We start from the raw sequence: 15,994 nt of genomic DNA, 5'->3' as shown, positions 1-15,994 counted from the left end.
ACGACGCAGCCGCGCTCACGCCACACGCGACGCCCCGACCGCCTCCGACTAGACGTCTCGCCGCCTGCATCGTCGCTACCAGCGCGCAGCGAACGCCGGACGCGACCCGGGAATGCGCGACGCCGTCGCGATCATGGCGCGACCTTGCTGCGAGGCGGAAAGCGCGCGGCCGACACGGTGGGCGCGATCGACTCCGCATCCGGGCGATCGAGCACGGGATCGTCCGGCGTCCAACCGACGATGCGACCACCGCCGATCTGGAACCGACGCACCGCAGCAGTGAGTTCGCTCGCGGTCCAAGGCGTTTCGGAGCTCCACCACACCCCTGCGCGACGCGAGGTCACCACGTCGAGCGAGGGCGGTCGGCCGCGACCGTTCGCCGGGTCGAACGGCACCAAAGTCATCTCCGCCACCGCGGCGAGGGCCGTCAGCGGATGGTCGCGCGGCGCGAGCCACACGAGTTCGAGTTCGGGATGCGCATCCTCGACTTCTTCGAAGGCACGCAAGGCGAGCAGGTCGTCGGCCGGTAATTGCTGACGGTCGATCGTGTGACGTCGCGCACGCACGGTCCACGGCGGTTCGTTGGCCGCGACGCGCGCGATGGTCAGCGATGGCACGTCTTCAACCATCAACGAACCGCAGGTCACGTGTTCGCCCAGCTCGTGGAACAGGCGCAGCACGCGGTCGGTATCGTTCAACGTGCGCAGCGCCGCCAGGTGCGGCAGGCGCACGATCACGTTGACGCCGGCGCGCGTGCGCATCTGCGTGGCGATGCGTGAGAGCAGGTCTTCGCGCATCGGCAGTTCCCGAGTCGGAAACCACGCGGCCTCAAGGCGACCGTCGGCGGACTCCACTGCCGCATCGAGCACGATGTCGGTCGCACCGAGCACCAGCAGTCGATTGATCGCCTTGCCGAGCCTGTCGTTCGTCGTCGTCGCATCCGGGCCGGAAAGCGTCGCCGGGTCGACCTGCACGATGCGGCGCGCGGTCCTCCATGGATCGTTGAAGCGGAGATTGGCGACCCAGCCATCGAGTTCGATGTCGCGCGACGGAATGAAGCGCGCAAGCGACATCGGCATGGCGGCATCGGCCGGTTCCGGCGTGAGCGTCAGCGCGAATTGGAAGCCGGCCGCGACCGCGGCTTCGCGTGCAGTGCGCGTATTCGCGCCATACGGCCAAGCCAACGCGCGCGGCACGCGACCGAGTTCTGCACGCATGCGCTCGCGTGCGTGCAGCAGATCGGCGGTGATGCGTGCGCGGTACGCGTCATCGTTTTCATAGCCCGCGGTGGGCGACCAGATCAGCGCCGCGGCGGCGGGACGCCGGTTGCCCTGCGGATTGGCCTGCACGTCGTGATGCAGGTCGTAGCTGTGCGATGCGAACTCGACAAGGCCCGAGGCCTGCATCTCACGCGCCTCGGCCCAGGTTATGAAGTGCGAGCGCGGCACCTGCTGAGTGCCGTAGCGCACGGTGCCGTCGGCGGGCGCGTCGAGCCAACTGCCGACGACCGCAGCGACGATGGGCATGCGATAGGCGAGCGCCAGCGGAAACACGCGCGTGTAGAGGCTGCGATAACCGTCGTCGACGGTGATCAGCACGGCACGGTCGGGAAGGCGCGTCTCGCCGCGTCCCGCGCGTTCGATGTCGTCCAGTGACACGGCCGTCCAACCATTCGCGGTGAGCCATTCGAACAGCGCCACCAGGCGCTCGCTGAGCACGCCATCGTCAGGCAACTGCTGCATGCCGTCGTCGACCTCGTGCAACGCGACGATGACGACGCGTCGCCCATCCGGCGGACCGACGTCACCGATCGGCTGCGCACTGGCGTTGCTCGCGACCAGCAACACGATCGCTGCAATCAGCGATTGCATTCCACGTAGCACGAGGGTCGTCGCATTCATCGTCAGAACCTCGTGTCGACACCGACGAACAGCGTGAGCGCGCGCTCGGCATCGCCGTCATACACGCGATGCGACCAGCCGAGCCCGTAGTGCCACGCCGTGCGCGCGCTCGGTTCGTACGTCTGCCGGTAGGTGACATCGCCGATGCCCGCCGTGCCGAAACCGTCCTGCCAGTAGCCGCCCGCGTTGAGTTGCAGCGACTGCACAAGCCGGCGTTCGTAGCGCTGCCAGAGCGCGTGGTTGACGCTGGCGCCGACTGTCAACGCGGCATCGCGGCGCGGGTTGAAGTAGGGCGCATCGGTTCGCGTGTTGCGGGACGCGTACAGCGAGGGACGCAGGACTACATCGAGGCGCGGCCGATCGACCACGGCGAACGCGAGGTCGGCCGTCGCCTGCAACCTGTGGTTGCCGTCGCTGAAGTCGAGTGTCGTGATGCCGGCGCTGGCTACGGCCGACTCGTTCCATGCGTAGGTGGTCGACAGGCCGAGCTCGTTAGCGTGTATGCCGGCTTCGAGCGCGCGCAGCGGCGTCGATGCGGAGAACGGTCGCAGCCCGACTTCAACGCCCCAATGATCGTCCGGCGTCCAGCGCACACGCGCGTCGGCACTGAAGTGATCGAGTTCGCCCGTGTTCTGCCAGCCGAGCAGTTCGAGCGTGACATCGGGCCATCGCGCTTCGACACCGACGCCGTAGCGGTCGCGCGTCAGCACCGTGCCTGTCGGATTGCCGGTCTGCCGCTCGGCCGCCGCGAGCAGACGCCAACGCTCGCCCAGCGGCGGCGAATAGAAACGCATCGCGGCGTCGAGACCGTCGCCGCTGCCATCCGGCCCGCCACCGTCGGCCGCACGTGGACGGATTTCGAAGTGCAGCTCGGCGCGACGCTGCGTCGCGAGATCGTCGAGCAGTCGTTGCAGTCGATCGCCGCCGGCGTCGATCCTTTGCAGGTGCTGCGCGATCGCCGCAGCGTCGTTCCAGTGGCGACGCCGCAGCAGCGATTCGGCGAGCGTCAGCTGGATCGACACGTCGTTGGGCGCGAGGCTGTGCGCGATCAGGATGTCCTCGTGCGCGCGCCGCACCCAGCCACGCGCGGCGGCCACTTCGCCGGCTTCGAGACGCACGTACGGTGCGGCCGGCGCATGTGCGGCCAGTGGCTCGATCGTGCGCCACGCCGCGGCCGGCATGTCGGCGAATCGATCGGCCTGCGACGCCAGCAGGCGCGTGTCGAGCCAGGCGTCGTTCGGACTCGGCTGCGAATCGCCGCCGACGTGACGCCAAGGCTTCTGGCCGGCCGCGAGCTCGTCAAGCGTCGCGCGCGCCGCGGCGACGTCGCCCGAATCGAACTCCGCATAGAAGCGCCCCGTGCGCGCGGTGCGGCTGTTCGGCACCGCGTCGATGACGTCCTGATAGGCGCGACGTGCGTCTTCCGGTCGTCGCAGCGCGAGCAGTGCATCGGCTTCGGCCTTGCGCACGTACGGCGGCAGCGTGTCGCCGTCCGCTCGCAGCGCATCGGCGGTCGACACCGCATCGGACCAGCGCTCGCGATCGTGGAAGGCGACGACGAGATCGCGCCGTAAGCGAATCCGCAGCCCCGTGTCGTCGGGATGCGTGCGCGCCGCTTCGTGGAGCAGCGCCTGCAATTCGGCAATCGCCCCGTCGGTGCCGGCGAAGCGCTGCGTTTCATCGATCGGCGGCACCTGCTCGCCCCACCGCACCCGCGCCGCCGCCTGCCGGCTGCGCAGGCCGATGTCCGGCTTGCCACCGAGCGCGGCCGCCGCACCATCCGGCGCGTTGAGTTCGACCAGCACGTCGGCGATGGCGCGCGCGATGTGCAGGTCGTCCGGTCGCAACAGTCGCGCCTGCCCGAACAGACGCAGCGCGGTATAGCGATCGCCCGCCGAATTGGCGGCGCGGCCGGCGGCCAGGAGCACTTCGGGGTCGGGCGATGCCGGCTGTGCGTGCAGCGGCGATGCGCACAACGCGGCGAGCAGCGGCAGTGCGCGTTGGACGATCGCCCAACGCACGACTCGCCCGGCCGGCGGCGCAGTGGGCGGTTCCCGAGTGCGATCTCGTTCCATCGATCGTAGGCCCGCCTCGACACTGACGCGCGGTCGCGGACCGGCTTTGCCGGAATCGCGAAACCAACCGGCAGGCGCGCGCAATGGGTTACGACGCAGCCGGCGGTTGGTATCGATCGTACGCAGGCCGATCCGGTCGCTTGGTACCGGCCGGCGGCGGGGCCGGGTTGGGCGCAAACGCGCGGCACATGTCGCGAATCCTGTCGCCGGCGCGATCTGTGGTCGGGGACGCTGGTGTGCGGTTGCCGATGTCGCGTCGTGGGTCAGCGCTCGCGCAGGAGTCGGCAGGTTTCAGTGGTGAAGTCGCACCGGTCTAGACTTCCTGCAACGACAAGCGATGCTTCGCACTCGACATCGGGGCGATACCTGCGTTGCACCTAAGTCGACATGTGTCGACGTGCGCCCCGTAGTCCGCGCTCCGCGACACCACCATCCCCGAACGACGTCACGTTAAACCGAACCGCATGAAATACGTCCTTCCGCTGATGGCCGCGCTGCTTGGAGGTTGTTCGATGACGTCGCCCAAACCGACTAGCGCCGATGACCCGGTCGCCGTCGTCCGACGCCAGCTCGACGCCTACAACCGCCACGACCTCGACGCGTTCATGGCGACCTACGCGGCCGACGCCAAGGTCTGGCGCATGCCGGGTGCTGCGCCCGCGCTCGACGGCGCCGACGCGATCCGCGCGTTCTATCGCGACTCGCGCTTCAACGTGCCTACGCTGCACGCCGAGCTGGTGGCGCGCACGTCGCTGGGCCACAAGGTGGTCGACCACGAGCGCGTGACCGGCCTCGGCGCGACGCCGACCGAGGCGCTCGCCGTGTACGAGGTTGTCGACGGCCGCATCGCGACGGTCTGGTTGTTCAAGCCCTAGCGCGACGCCCGATCCGCCGCCGCGTCTGCACTACCATGGTGCAATGACGGCCGCGCCCGACCTCGACCAGCTGACCACGCCGCTCGCGTGGACCACGCTCGACGCGCGCATCGCCGGCTGCAACATCGCGTTCGCGCGCTGGCTCGGGGTCGGTTCGCGACGCCTGATCGGCCTGCGCCTGGCCGCGCTGGCCGAGGACGGCGGCCTCGATGCCGTGCTCGATCGCGCCGCCGAAGCCACCGACGCGCCGCTGCGCCTGCGTCGCCTCGGCCTGCGTTTCGCCGACGGCGCCGAACGCTTCTGCGATGCGTGGCTGAGCCGTCGTGACGACGGCTGGCTGCTGGAAGCGCATCCGGTCGACGAATTCCCCGACGACGATCCCGCGCGGCTGCCGTCCGCATTGAGCGCCGCGTTGCGCGGCCTCGCGCACGAGCTGCGCAATCCGCTCGCCGGTCTGAAAGGCGCGGCGCAACTGCTCGCGCGCCGGCTCGACGCGAATGATGCCGACGGTCATGCGCTGACGTCATTGATCGACGCCGAGACCGCGCGCCTCACCGGCCTGCTCGATCGACTGCTCTCCCCGGCGCCACCGCAGCCGCACGCACCGCTCAACGTGCACGGCGTGCTGGAACGCGTGCTGCGTCTCGCCGAATCCGACGCCGGCTGGGCGGTGCGACTGGTGCGCGACTACGACCCCAGCCTGCCCGACGTGGACGGCGATGCCGACCGGCTCACGCAGGCGACGTGGAACCTCGTGCGCAACGCGATCGAGGCCGGCGCATCGCAGGTCACGCTGCGCACGCGCGCCGAACACGCGGCGCGCATCGGCGAGGTCGTACATCCGATCGCATTGCGCCTCGACATTGCCGACGACGGCCGCGGTGTGCCGGCGGAACTCGCCGAGCGACTTTTCCTTCCGCTGGTGAGCGGTCGCGCCGACGGCACCGGCCTCGGCCTCGCACTCGCGCAGCAGGTTGTGCGCGAGCACCGCGGCGCGCTCAGCTATCGCTCGCGTCCGGGGCATACCGTATTCACCCTGCTGCTGCCGTTGCCGGAGCCCGTCGATGCCTGAGTCACTGATCTGGATCGTCGACGACGAAGCCGCGATCCGTTTCGTGTTGTCGACGGCATTGCGCGACGCGGGCTGGCGCGTCGAGGCATTTCCGGATGCCACCTCTGCGCTGCACGCGTTCGACGATGCGGCGTCACCACCCGACATGCTGTTCACCGACGTGCGCATGCCCGGCGATGACGGCCTGGTACTGCTGGAAAAACTCAAGACGCGCCATCCGGACCTCCCCGTCGTTGTGATGAGCGCCTATACCGACATCGCGAGCACCGCGGGTGCGTTCCGCGCGGGTGCGTACGAGTTCCTGTCCAAGCCGTTCGATCTCGACGACGCGGTCGCGCTCGCCGCACGCGTGCTCGGTCCGTCGACACCTGCAATCAGCACGCCCGACGAATTGCCAGCGACCAGCGAAGCATTGCTGGGCGCGGCGCCGGCGATGCGCGAACTGTTCCGCGCGATCGGCCGCCTTGCGCAGGCGCCGTTGTCGGTGCTGGTCACCGGCGAAACCGGCACCGGCAAGGAGCTGGTCGCGCGTGCGCTGCATCGCGAATCGCCGCGTGCTCACAAGCCCTTCGTCGCACTCAATACCGCCGCAATTCCGTCCGAGCTGCTCGAATCCGAACTGTTCGGCCACGAAGCCGGCGCCTTCACCGGCGCCGCGCGTCGTCATGTCGGGCGCTTCGAGCAGGCGCACGGCGGCACGCTGTTCCTCGACGAGATCGGCGACATGCCCGCCGCATTGCAGACACGGCTCCTGCGCGTGCTCCAACAGGGCGAGTTCTTCCGCGTCGGCGGCCGCGAACTCATTCGCGTCGACGTGCGTGTCATCGCGGCAACGCATCAGGATCTCGTGGCGCGCGTCGCCAGCGGCCAGTTCCGCGCAGACCTGCTGCATCGCCTCGACGTCGTGCGCCTGCGCCTGCCGCCATTGCGCGAGCGTCGCGACGACATTCCACTGCTCGCCGCGCATTTCCTCGCGCAGGCGGCATCGCGACTCGGTTCGCGCGCCAAGCGTCTCGACAGCGATGCGCTCGAGCGCCTGCAGGCGCATGCGTGGACGGGCAACGTGCGGGAACTCGAGAACGTGTGCTGGCGACTCGCTGCGCTCGCACCGGCCGAACGCATCACGCGTGCCGATGTCGACTCCGCACTCGGCACCACGACGTCGCAATCCGTCCCCGTCAACTGGGACGCCGCGCTCGCCGACTGGGCACGCGATGCGCTCGAGCGCGGCGACGCGAACCTGCACGACGTGGCGCGCGAGCGCATGGAGCGCGTGCTGCTCGACGTTGCGCTGCAACGCACCGGCGGGCGACGCGCGCAGGCCGCGACGCTGCTCGGCCTGGGCCGCAATACCGTGACGCGCAAGCTCGGGTCCGGCCGTCGACGCACGCCGCCCGAAGCGGGCTAGCTTCACCGCATGCGAATGCATGCATCGCAGACTGTCGATCCTTCGCAGGAGACCGCCATGAAGACGTGCCTTTCCGTGCTGATTCCCGCCGTGCTGCTCGCCGGTTGCGCGACCGCTTCCACGCAGGCGCCGACGGCCTCGACGCCCGCGTACAGCGCGACGGTCGGCGTCGCGGCGCCACCGGTTGCGAACGCGACGATCGCGATGGCGCCCGCATCCGGCTCGCTCGTCAGCGGTCGCCTGCGCGCGATGGCGATGAGCGACGGCGTGCACATCACCGGCGACATCGGTGGCCTCACGCCCAACAGCACGCACGGCCTGCACGTGCACGAGGTCGGCGACTGCAGCGCGGCGGATGCGACGAGCGCCGGCCCGCACTTCAATCCCAACGGTCGTCCGCATGGCAATCCCATGGGCAGCGCGCATCACGCGGGCGACCTGCCGAACATCAGCGCGGGCAGTGATGGCGTTGCGCATGTCGACCTGCACGTCGCCGGTGTTTCGCTCGGTGGTGCGGCGGCGACCAACGTGATCGGTCGTGCGCTGGTCGTGCATGCCGGCGTCGACGATTACGCATCGCAGCCTGCGGGCAATTCCGGTGCGCGCATCGCCTGCGGCGTGATCCGCGCGGGGGGCTGACGATGCTCGGACATCTGCGCGTTCGCGATGCAGTGCCCACCGATGCCGAACTGCTCGCGCGCTGGGCAAGCACGATGGCGCACGAGACCGAACATCTCGAACTCGATCCGAAAATCGTGCTCGCCGGCGTGACGCAGGGCATCGCCGATCGCGCGAAGGCGCACTACATCGTCGCAGTGCGCGAAGTGCCGCTGGCCGGTGCAGAAACCATCGCGGAGCCGGTGGGCATGCTGATGACGACGACCGAATGGAGCGACTGGCGCTGCGGCCACTGGTGGTGGATCCAGAGCGTGTACGTGACGCCCGAGCACCGCCGCGCCGGCGTGTTCCGTGCGCTGTTCTCGCACGTGCGTGCGCTCGCCGCGTCGCGTCGCGACGTGCTCGGCCTGCGCCTGTATGTCGAACGCGAGAACGACGACGCCAAAGCAACGTACACCGCACTCGGCATGCAGGATGCCGGCTACCGCATCTTCGAAACGAGTACGCGCGACACGCGCTGACGCATCACACGGCCGCTTGCGCGCACGCAACGGCCGGCTTCACGCGCCGGCCTGCGACAGCCGTCACGCGACACGGCCGCTGCATCGCCCATTCATGTGAAAGCGAAGTGACGTGATTACCCTGTAGAACCCGCGCGCCGCGCCGTTACAGCGGTTGAAGGCCGCGTCGACGGGGCCATCCGAATCCACCTCGAACCGCGCCGCGAGCGCGACGATCATCAGGAGTCCCGTGTCATGCAGGTTATGGGCGCGACGCTGCGCAAGATCACTTTCAAGGACGGCATGACCGCCATGCTGTTCAGTCTGGCGCTCACCGCCGGCCTCGCACTGGCGCTCAAGTCGAGCGGCCGCGACATGTGGCAGGCCACCGATGCATTGATGCCGGTATTCGTCGGCGGCCTCGCGCAGGCTGCCGGCATCAACCCGGTGCGCAGCCCGTTGCTGCTCGCGATCGTCGCCGCCGGCGCCGCGGTGGTGATGATGCTGACCAAGCTGGCCCTCGGCCTGGTTTGATCCGCGAACAACGATGCATTCGACGGCCACCTCCGGGTGGCCGTTTTCGTATGCGCGCATCGCGAAAGAACTGAACGATCGCAACGTCGATTCACCGTGCTTTGGCGCGCCTGCACGCAGCGTGGCCCGGTCTATCCACCGGAGCCCGCCATGGCCCGCAAGCCCACCAGTGCCGAGCAGCTCGCCACGCTGATCGAAGGCATCGATATCGCGATGTTCACCACCGTCGGGCCGGACGGATGGCTCGTCAGTCGACCGCTGTCGACGCAGCAGGCGAGTTTCGATGGCCAACGCCTATGGTTCTTCACCGAAGCCGACAGCCCGAAGATCGGCGAGATCCGCCGCAAGAAGAAGGTCAACGTCGCCTACGCGTCGAAGGATTCGAACGTCTACGTGTCGGTCGCGGGCGAGGCGCGCATCAATCGCAACCGCAGCAAGATCGAATCGCTGTGGAGCGATGCGATGAAGGCGTTCTTCCCGAAGGGCGTGAACGATCCGAACCTCGTGCTGCTGGAAGTCGAAGTGCGCAGCGCCGAGTACTGGACCGGCCCGCGCACCGGCATCGGCAAGCTGCTCGCGTTCGTCGCGGCGCGCGTCACCAAAAAGGAAGAGCTGATGGGTGAGAACCGCATCCTCGACCTGCGCGACGGTACGCGTAAGTCGGTGCGGCCGCCGTCCGATAAGTCCAAGGGCGGCCGTTCGAAATCAGCGACGAAGAAGGCCGCCGCCGGCGTGCTCACGCGCAAGCGGGCGACCACGCGCCGCACGTCGACGTTGCACTGAGCGGCTGCATCCGGAATGGGATCGAACGCGTACCGCTGTGGACGGCCCGTTCGCGCTTCGGCGCGAGTGGTCGTCGTCCGCCCCAAGGCGCCGGGCGTTCCTTCCCTCAACGGAGACATGTCGTGAAAGCACTCAACCTGATCACGCTGGTACTGGTCATCGTCGGCGGCATCAACTGGGGCCTGGTCGGCCTCTTCCAGTTCGATCTCGTCGCCACGCTGTTCGGCGGGCAGGACGCACCGCTCGCGCGGGTCGTCTATGTGCTCGTCGGTCTTTCGGCCCTGTGGCAGCTGATTCCGCTGTTCCGCGGTGGCCGGGTCGGAGAAGCGCGCGCACAAGCCGCGCGTTGATGTCAGAGGGATTGCCGGCCGCATCACGCGGCCGGCCTTTTTGACGCTAGGCCAGCGAGTGCACCGCGTCGTCGTCGCGGTCGCAGTGCACGAAGTTCACCACCACGCCATGCGCCTGCAGCACCGCGGCGAGCTGGCGCTGGCGCGATTCGAAATGACGATGCTGGCGCAACGCCTGCTGGCGGCAATCGTCCGTCGTGCAATCAAGACCGACCGCATAACGCTTCTGCCACGCCTGCGGCGAGAACAGCGCGATGCGTGCTTCGCCGTCGGCGTAATGGATCAGGGGTTCCGGCGGCTCGTCGAGCCAGGCTTCGTCCAGCGGCGCGAGTAGCGCGGTTTCGATCAGCGGCCACAGCGGCGCGAGGCCCGCGTGCTCGTACTGCAGCGACGTCATCGCCGCGAGGTCGTGCACGGTGAGATAGCGCGCGTGTTCGACCTGCAGGCCGAACATCGACTGCGCGGCGAGCGCGGTGGCCGCGCCAGCCATGCCGCGTTCGAGCAGCTCGTGCTCGAACAGGTCGCCGACCGCCGATACCTGGTCGATGTCCCCGGTGAGCACGAACGGCACCAACCGCAGCGGGCCGCCGCCGAAGTCGTCGCGCGGGCTCAATGCGCCCGGCAGGCCGCCGTCATGCGCGCCGAACGCGACGATGCGCGCGCGGTTGCGGCCCGGCGCACGCGCGGCGAGGTCGTCGAGTTCGCGGTGCAGCGGCCAGCCCGGCCGCAGCAGTTCCACCGGGTCGTAATGCGCGCCGACCACGACCAGTTCGAGCTCCGCCGCACCCGGCGCGAACGTCGCGAGGTCGGCGGCGATCAGCGCCGCGAGTTCGCCGGCCTGGGCCTGGTCGAGGCGGTCGTGGCGCGCCGGCGTGTCGCCCGGCACCTCGAGCGCGAGCGCGCCGAGCACGTGGAGGGCACCGGCGGGATTGGTCGCGTTCGTGGATTCGGTCATCAGTACGCTGGCGTGTGGTAGCGCTACACTCGCCGCATTATGCCCACGGCGCGCTGCGCGCCGCGTCGTCGCCATCTTCGAGGTCGCCATGCGCCAGTTCCGTCCCGTCGCCGTGCTCGGCGGCGTCCGCATTCCCTTCTGCCGCCAGAACACCGCGTATGCCGACGTCGGCAACCTCGGGCTGTCGGTGCGCACGCTCGGCGCGCTGGTCGAGAAGTACGGCCTGCAGGGCGCGCAGCTGGGCGAAGTGGCGATGGGCGCGGTGATCAAGCATTCGTCGGACTGGAACCTCGGCCGCGAAGCCGCGCTGTCGTCCGGCCTGTCGCCGCTGACGCCGGGCATCACCCTGCAGCGCGCCTGCGGTACGTCGCTCGACACCGTGGTGCACATCGCCAACAAGATCGCGCTGGGCCAGATCGACTCGGGCATCGGCGGCGGTTCGGACACCACGTCCGACGTGCCGATCGTCTATGGCGCCAAGCTGCGTCGTCGACTGCTCAAGGCCGCGGCGGCGAAGACGACGGGCGACAAGCTGCGCGCGTTCGCGGGTTTTTCGCCGCGCGAATTGAAGCCCGATTTCCCCGGCGTCGCCGAGCCGCGCACCGGCAAGTCGATGGGCCAGCACTGCGAGGACATGGCTAAGGAGTGGGCGATCCCGCGCGAGGCGCAGGACGAACTCGCCGTGGCGTCGCATCACAAGCTCGCCGCAGCGTACGACCGAGGCTTCTTCGACGATCTGGTCGTGCCGTTTCGCGGCGTGTCGCGCGACAACATCCTGCGGCCCGACTCCACGCTCGCGAAGCTGGCGTCGCTCAAGCCGGCGTTCGATCGCACCAGCGGCCGCGGCACGCTCACCGCAGGCAATTCGACGCCGCTCACCGATGGTGCGTCGGCCTGCCTGCTCGCGAGCAACGACTGGGCGCAGGCGCGCGGTATCGAGCCGCTGTGCTGGATCCGCGATGCGCATGTTGCGGCGGTCGATTTCGTCGCCGGCGAAGGCCTGCTGATGGCGCCGACGGTAGCGGTTGCCGAGATGCTGGTGCGCAACAAGCTCACGCTGCAGGACTTCGACTTCTACGAGATCCACGAAGCGTTCGCCGCGCAGGTGCTGTGCACGCTGCGCGCGTGGGAGAGCGAGGCGTACTGCCGCGAGCGCCTGGGCCTCGACCGCGCGCTGGGTTCGATCGACCCCGCCAAGATGAATCCGAACGGCTCGTCGCTCGCGACGGGCCACCCGTTCGCCGCGACCGGCGCGCGCATCGTCGCCACCGCCGCGAAGGAACTCGCGATGCGCGGTGGCGGGCGCTGCCTGATCTCGATCTGCACCGCGGGCGGCATGGGCGTGGTCGCCATCCTCGAGCGTTGATCGATTGACCGCGACGGCGGTCGCGCGTGCGGCCGCTTCGCAACCCCGCTAAGGTCGGCCGGCCGTTGGTAACGGCACACCACCTTTCGGAGTCGCCGATGCGCCGTCGCCTCGTACTACCCGTCGCGCTGTTGTTGTTGACCGTCGCCTGCAGCAAGCACGACTCGGCGGCGGATGCGTCGATGGCGGCCGATGCCGGCGCCGCACGCGAATCCGCATCGGCGCCAGCCGCGGACGTGGAGCCCGCTCCGCCGGCGCAAGCCGTCGCCGCGGATGCCGCCGAAGCGGCGAAGCCAAGCGTCACCGGCCCCGGCGTCGACCCCGATGCCATGGGCTCGGCCGCGATGACCCAGCAGGTCGGCAGCCGGCGCTTCATCCGCACCGCGCAGGTCGAGGCGCAGGTGCGCGACGTGCAGCACGCCGCGATCCGCATCGCCGACCTCGCCGCAACGCAGGGCGGCTTCGTGACGCGCGACGACGTCAGCACTAGCATCGATCGCGTCGAACATCGCCCGCTCGGCAACGGCCGCCTCGTCGAACTGTCGACCTACACCGTGCGCGGCCAGCTGCAGGTGCGCGTGCCCAGCGATCGCGCGCAGATGTTCCTGCGTTCGGTCGCCAGCGAGTTCGAGTTCCTCGACCGCCGTCATTACGAAGCGATGGATGCGCAATTCGAACTGCTGCGTCGCCAGCTCGCACGCGCGCGGCACGACCAGGCACAGGCCGCGATCGGCGATGCGACCGCGCAGGGCGGCAAGCTCGCCGACAAGACCGCTGCGATCGAGGGCCGTGTCGAGCAGCAGACCCAGCGCGACGAAGCACTCATCGAACAACGCACGTTCGAAGACCGCGTCGAGTTCGCGACGCTGGACTTCGCATTGACGCAGCCGCAGCAGGTTCGGCGCGCGGAACGTCCCGACGTCGACTCGATCCTGCGCAATGAACGTCCGGGCTTCTTCTCGCGGCTGGGCACTGCGCTCGCCGACGGTGGACGCGGGCTGCTCGACGTGCTGATCGCACTGATCGCGATCTGGCCGCTGTGGCTGGTCGTCGCGACCGTCGTCATCGCGCTGCGCGCATGGAAGCGTTCGCGCCGCGCATGATCGAACGCCTGCGCCGCCGGTGCATCGGCGACGCAGGCGCTCTCCCGCTAAGCGGTTACTGCAGTCGGGTGCTGCCGCGTGGATCGAGAGCCGGATCGACTGGACGCGCGATGCGCGAATCCGGCGTGAGTTCGATCAAGCCATCGCCGCGGGTGCTCCGCAGCGCGTTCGCATAGGCGAGGCGCGCGCGCGAGTCGTCGCTGTTCGCCGTGTAGCCGTGGCCCAGCAATTCCCAGGCTTCCGGGCCTGCGCCGCGTTCGATCGCGGTGTGCAACGTGGTTTCCGCACCCGGCCAGTCGCCGTGCGCGTACTGCAGGCGTGCGCGGCTCAACAGCAGGCCGGGGCTGCCCGGATGCTGCGCGAGCCAGCGTTCCACGCGCGACGCACGTTCGTCGAGTCGACCGATCGACAGCCGCCCGTACAGCGCCGCGAGTGAATCGTCCCAATGCGCGTCGAGCGCCTGTTCGATCGCACGCGCGGCGGCGTCGTCCCAATGCAGCGCGGCCGCGCGTTCGGCGTACGCCGAGACGATCGCAGGATCGTGGCGCAGCGACGACGGAATCGAATCCCAGCGCGATGCGAGCGCATTGCCATCGACCGCATTCGCCAGCGCACCGCGCGCGAGTCGTGCTTCCAGGCGCGGCAGGTCGGCCTGCGGCACGGCATCGGCCTTGCGCAGCGCACCGAGCATCCCGTAAGCCTCGTCGTAATGACCGGCGTCGGCGAGCGCCTGCGCACGCAATGCAAGGCCACGCGGCGGCAACGGCTGCGCGTTCGGTGCATCGAGTGCGGCGAGTGCATCGGTGGCGCGTCCGTGTGCGAGCGCGAGTTCGGCGAGCGCGACCGCACGCAACGCAGGATGCGAAGACGCGAGTCCATCGACATGCTGCTGCGCGATCGCGGGTTCGCCGCGTGCAGCGGCGGCGCGTGCTGCGTGCACCCGGGCGATGGCGAGCGTGTCCGGATCATCAATGTTCGCGAGCGAACGCTCCGCGCGATCCCAACGGCCCAGGTGCAGGTCCTCGAGCGCACCGCTCAGGCGCACGCGTTCCGCGCGTTCGCTGCGGCGACGCAGCGCGACACCCGGGGCGGCGATGAGGCGCGTAAGCAGCCACAGGCCGGCGAAGATCGCGAGGCCGATGGCGATCGCGCGCGGAATGGTGGTCGTGTAGTCATTGCCGCCGTAGCGCATGAGCACGAGGCCGGGTTCGGGCAACAGAACCTGCGCGGCGAGAGCGACGGCGAGGACGACGACCGTCCAGAGCAGCAGACTGCGGATGAACGACATGACGGACCCCGACGGGACGGCGATGACGTGCAGTCTCGACAGCGGCGGTGTGAGGCCCCGTGAAAAGCCGCTTCAGCGGCCGCTTCGGTTCAGCGCCGCGACAAGTTGCGCAGGGCGCGGGCCGTCTGCGATGGCGACGTCGTCGAAGCCGAGTCGCTTGGCATGCGCGGCAAGCCGTTCGCTTGCCGCGACCACGCGCGCACGTCGCAATCGCGCGAGATCGCCCGGTTCGAGTTGTTCGACAGCGAGGTCGAGCGCTTCGCCGCTGGACAGCGCGATCGCGAGATAACCGTCGACGCCGCGCAACGCACGCAGCCCGGTGCGCGGCAGTCCGCAAGGCTCACGCGCATACACATCGGCCCGCAGCACGCGCGCGCCGCGCGACTGCAACGCCGGCGCGAGCAGGTCGCGGCCGCCCGGTGCGGTGACGATGCCGACGCTGCGGCCGGCGATCGCGTCGAACACCGGCAGCGCGAGCACGCCGTCGCTGTCCATGCGCGAGGGTTTCGCAACGTCGCGAATTCCCGCGCGTCGCAAGGCGTGCGCGGTGCCGTCACCGAGCGCGACCACGCTCGCCTTCGTATCGAGCGGCTGCAATGCCTTCGCAGCGGCAACTGCATTCGGGCTGGTAAACACGACGACGTCGCATGCGAGCGCATCGCGCAATGCAGCGCGCGTCGCCGCGTCGTCATGCATCGCAATACGCACGGGCGACAATGCGATCACCGCATGTCCGAAACGACGCGCGACGTCGCGCAGCCGCTGGTGTTGCCCGCGCGGCCGCAGCGAGATCACGTACCATCGCGGGCCCGTCGACAGGGAGTCGTGCATGACGCGCAGCTTCGCATACCGGCCGGTGTCGTCATGAGCACCGACGCGCTCGCGCACCTCGATGCGCACTACCAGGGCATGCCGCCCGTGCGTGCATTGCAGGTGGCCATCGATGCGTTCGACGGCGAACGCCTGCGGCTGTCCGCGCCGCTTGCGGCCAACGTCAACGACAAGGGTTGCGCGTTCGGTGGTTCGCTCGCGTCGTTGATGACGCTCGCCTGCTGGGGTCGCGTCTGGCTCGCATTGAACGACGCCGACCTCGACTGCGACATCTACGTCGCCGACAGCCGCATCCGTTATCTCGCACCGCTGTACGACGATCTCGTCGCCGAAGC

At 69.3% G+C, this 15,994-nt stretch carries 16 protein-coding genes and 1 pseudogene; 11 read left to right on the top strand and 6 right to left on the bottom strand.

Translation table 11 applies throughout. From position 1 onward, the window contains the following. Positions 1–131: 131 nt before the first annotated feature. Together pgaB and pgaA are read right to left on the bottom strand one after the other, a co-directional pair. The gene (gene pgaB, locus ACVWWW_RS00085; protein ID WP_027081596.1) at positions 132–1,901 is read right to left on the bottom strand and encodes a poly-beta-1,6-N-acetyl-D-glucosamine N-deacetylase PgaB; all 1,770 of its coding nucleotides are present in this window, start codon (positions 1,899–1,901) and stop codon (positions 132–134) included. 2 nt (positions 1,902–1,903) lie between these two features. After that, complete coding sequence (gene pgaA, locus ACVWWW_RS00080) at positions 1,904–3,922, bottom strand: poly-beta-1,6 N-acetyl-D-glucosamine export porin PgaA (RefSeq protein ID WP_027081597.1); 2,019 nt, start codon at positions 3,920–3,922, stop codon at positions 1,904–1,906. A 518-nt stretch (positions 3,923–4,440) separates the two neighbouring features. On the opposite strand from pgaA, the gene ACVWWW_RS00075 reads away from it, so the two are divergent. The 5 genes from ACVWWW_RS00075 to ACVWWW_RS00055 are packed head-to-tail and all read left to right on the top strand — an operon-like array spanning position 4,441 to position 8,470. Beyond that, positions 4,441–4,851, top strand: a complete 411-nt coding sequence (locus ACVWWW_RS00075; RefSeq protein WP_196804294.1) for a nuclear transport factor 2 family protein — start codon at positions 4,441–4,443, stop codon at positions 4,849–4,851. 43 nt (positions 4,852–4,894) lie between these two features. After that, positions 4,895–5,923 carry an ATP-binding protein gene (locus ACVWWW_RS00070; RefSeq protein ID WP_027081599.1) on the top strand — a complete coding sequence of 343 codons (1,029 nt, stop codon included), beginning with the start codon at positions 4,895–4,897 and terminating at the stop codon, positions 5,921–5,923. Continuing rightward, on the top strand, positions 5,916–7,331 hold the full coding sequence (ntrC, locus tag ACVWWW_RS00065; RefSeq protein WP_027081600.1) for a nitrogen regulation protein NR(I): 1,416 nt from the start codon (positions 5,916–5,918) through the stop codon (positions 7,329–7,331). The genes ACVWWW_RS00070 and ntrC overlap by 8 nt, the downstream gene beginning before the upstream one ends. A 57-nt stretch (positions 7,332–7,388) precedes the next feature. Beyond that, positions 7,389–7,970, top strand: coding sequence for a superoxide dismutase family protein (locus ACVWWW_RS00060; protein ID WP_027081601.1), 582 nt, complete (start codon positions 7,389–7,391; stop codon positions 7,968–7,970). Positions 7,971–7,972: 2 nt separating this feature from the next. Continuing rightward, the gene (locus ACVWWW_RS00055; protein WP_027081602.1) at positions 7,973–8,470 is read left to right on the top strand and encodes a GNAT family N-acetyltransferase; all 498 of its coding nucleotides are present in this window, start codon (positions 7,973–7,975) and stop codon (positions 8,468–8,470) included. A gap of 63 nt (positions 8,471–8,533) precedes the next feature. Here ACVWWW_RS00055 and ACVWWW_RS00050 read toward each other — a convergent pair whose 3' ends face one another. Then, entirely contained in the window at positions 8,534–8,689 is a 156-nt protein-coding gene (locus ACVWWW_RS00050; protein ID WP_155914065.1) for a hypothetical protein, read from the bottom strand. 15 nt (positions 8,690–8,704) lie between these two features. Between ACVWWW_RS00050 and ACVWWW_RS00045 the strand changes: the two genes are divergently transcribed. The 3 genes and pseudogenes from ACVWWW_RS00045 to ACVWWW_RS00035 all read left to right on the top strand — a co-directional run bounded on the left by ACVWWW_RS00045 (position 8,705) and on the right by ACVWWW_RS00035 (position 10,116). After that, on the top strand, positions 8,705–8,983 hold the full coding sequence (locus ACVWWW_RS00045; protein WP_155914067.1) for a hypothetical protein: 279 nt from the start codon (positions 8,705–8,707) through the stop codon (positions 8,981–8,983). 150 nt (positions 8,984–9,133) lie between these two features. Then, positions 9,134–9,628, top strand: a pseudogene (locus ACVWWW_RS00040) (pyridoxamine 5'-phosphate oxidase family protein); the annotation flags it as partial. Positions 9,629–9,888: 260 nt separating this feature from the next. After that, positions 9,889–10,116, top strand: a complete 228-nt coding sequence (locus tag ACVWWW_RS00035; protein ID WP_027081604.1) for a DUF378 domain-containing protein — start codon at positions 9,889–9,891, stop codon at positions 10,114–10,116. Positions 10,117–10,162: 46 nt separating this feature from the next. On the opposite strand, the gene ACVWWW_RS00030 is transcribed toward ACVWWW_RS00035, so the two are convergent. Continuing rightward, the gene (locus ACVWWW_RS00030) at positions 10,163–11,071 is read right to left on the bottom strand and encodes a hypothetical protein (protein ID WP_036140934.1); all 909 of its coding nucleotides are present in this window, start codon (positions 11,069–11,071) and stop codon (positions 10,163–10,165) included. 88 nt (positions 11,072–11,159) lie between these two features. Here ACVWWW_RS00030 and ACVWWW_RS00025 point away from each other — a divergent pair, with 88 nt between their 5' ends. Both ACVWWW_RS00025 and ACVWWW_RS00020 read left to right on the top strand, forming a co-directional pair. Then, positions 11,160–12,437, top strand: coding sequence for an acetyl-CoA C-acetyltransferase (locus ACVWWW_RS00025; protein ID WP_027081606.1), 1,278 nt, complete (start codon positions 11,160–11,162; stop codon positions 12,435–12,437). Positions 12,438–12,535: 98 nt separating this feature from the next. Continuing rightward, positions 12,536–13,540 carry a DUF4349 domain-containing protein gene (locus ACVWWW_RS00020; RefSeq protein ID WP_027081607.1) on the top strand — a complete coding sequence of 335 codons (1,005 nt, stop codon included), beginning with the start codon at positions 12,536–12,538 and terminating at the stop codon, positions 13,538–13,540. 55 nt (positions 13,541–13,595) lie between these two features. Here the strand turns inward: ACVWWW_RS00020 and ACVWWW_RS00015 are convergent, their stop codons facing one another. After that, the gene (locus ACVWWW_RS00015) at positions 13,596–14,828 is read right to left on the bottom strand and encodes a heme biosynthesis HemY N-terminal domain-containing protein (protein WP_036140939.1); all 1,233 of its coding nucleotides are present in this window, start codon (positions 14,826–14,828) and stop codon (positions 13,596–13,598) included. A gap of 72 nt (positions 14,829–14,900) precedes the next feature. Then, on the bottom strand, positions 14,901–15,659 hold the full coding sequence (locus tag ACVWWW_RS00010) for a uroporphyrinogen-III synthase (protein WP_027081608.1): 759 nt from the start codon (positions 15,657–15,659) through the stop codon (positions 14,901–14,903). Positions 15,660–15,692: 33 nt separating this feature from the next. Between ACVWWW_RS00010 and ACVWWW_RS00005 the strand changes: the two genes are divergently transcribed. Continuing rightward, positions 15,693–15,994, top strand: a 302-nt coding sequence (locus tag ACVWWW_RS00005; RefSeq protein WP_456998604.1) for a YiiD C-terminal domain-containing protein, incomplete at its 3' end; no start/stop codon positions are given.

The sequence above is a fragment of the Lysobacter sp. HA18 genome (assembly GCF_054057595.1).
Note: the sequence above shows the minus strand (reverse complement) of the source record. Positions and strands in the feature narration are given on the sequence as shown.

Excerpts from the sequence above, each read along its gene's own strand:
- pgaB (WP_027081596.1), bottom strand. The coding sequence starts at position 1,901 with ATGAATGCGACGACCCTCGTGCTACGTGGAATGCAATCGCTGATTGCA.
- ACVWWW_RS00075 (WP_196804294.1), top strand. The coding sequence starts at position 4,441 with ATGAAATACGTCCTTCCGCTGATGGCCGCGCTGCTTGGAGGTTGTTCG.
- ACVWWW_RS00070 (WP_027081599.1), top strand. The coding sequence starts at position 4,895 with ATGACGGCCGCGCCCGACCTCGACCAGCTGACCACGCCGCTCGCGTGG.
- ntrC (WP_027081600.1), top strand. The coding sequence starts at position 5,916 with ATGCCTGAGTCACTGATCTGGATCGTCGACGACGAAGCCGCGATCCGT.
- ACVWWW_RS00060 (WP_027081601.1), top strand. The coding sequence starts at position 7,389 with ATGAAGACGTGCCTTTCCGTGCTGATTCCCGCCGTGCTGCTCGCCGGT.
- ACVWWW_RS00055 (WP_027081602.1), top strand. The coding sequence starts at position 7,973 with ATGCTCGGACATCTGCGCGTTCGCGATGCAGTGCCCACCGATGCCGAA.
- ACVWWW_RS00050 (WP_155914065.1), bottom strand. The coding sequence starts at position 8,689 with ATGATCGTCGCGCTCGCGGCGCGGTTCGAGGTGGATTCGGATGGCCCC.
- ACVWWW_RS00045 (WP_155914067.1), top strand. The coding sequence starts at position 8,705 with ATGCAGGTTATGGGCGCGACGCTGCGCAAGATCACTTTCAAGGACGGC.
- ACVWWW_RS00030 (WP_036140934.1), bottom strand. The coding sequence starts at position 11,071 with ATGACCGAATCCACGAACGCGACCAATCCCGCCGGTGCCCTCCACGTG.
- ACVWWW_RS00025 (WP_027081606.1), top strand. The coding sequence starts at position 11,160 with ATGCGCCAGTTCCGTCCCGTCGCCGTGCTCGGCGGCGTCCGCATTCCC.
- ACVWWW_RS00020 (WP_027081607.1), top strand. The coding sequence starts at position 12,536 with ATGCGCCGTCGCCTCGTACTACCCGTCGCGCTGTTGTTGTTGACCGTC.
- ACVWWW_RS00015 (WP_036140939.1), bottom strand. The coding sequence starts at position 14,828 with ATGTCGTTCATCCGCAGTCTGCTGCTCTGGACGGTCGTCGTCCTCGCC.
- ACVWWW_RS00010 (WP_027081608.1), bottom strand. The coding sequence starts at position 15,659 with ATGCACGACTCCCTGTCGACGGGCCCGCGATGGTACGTGATCTCGCTG.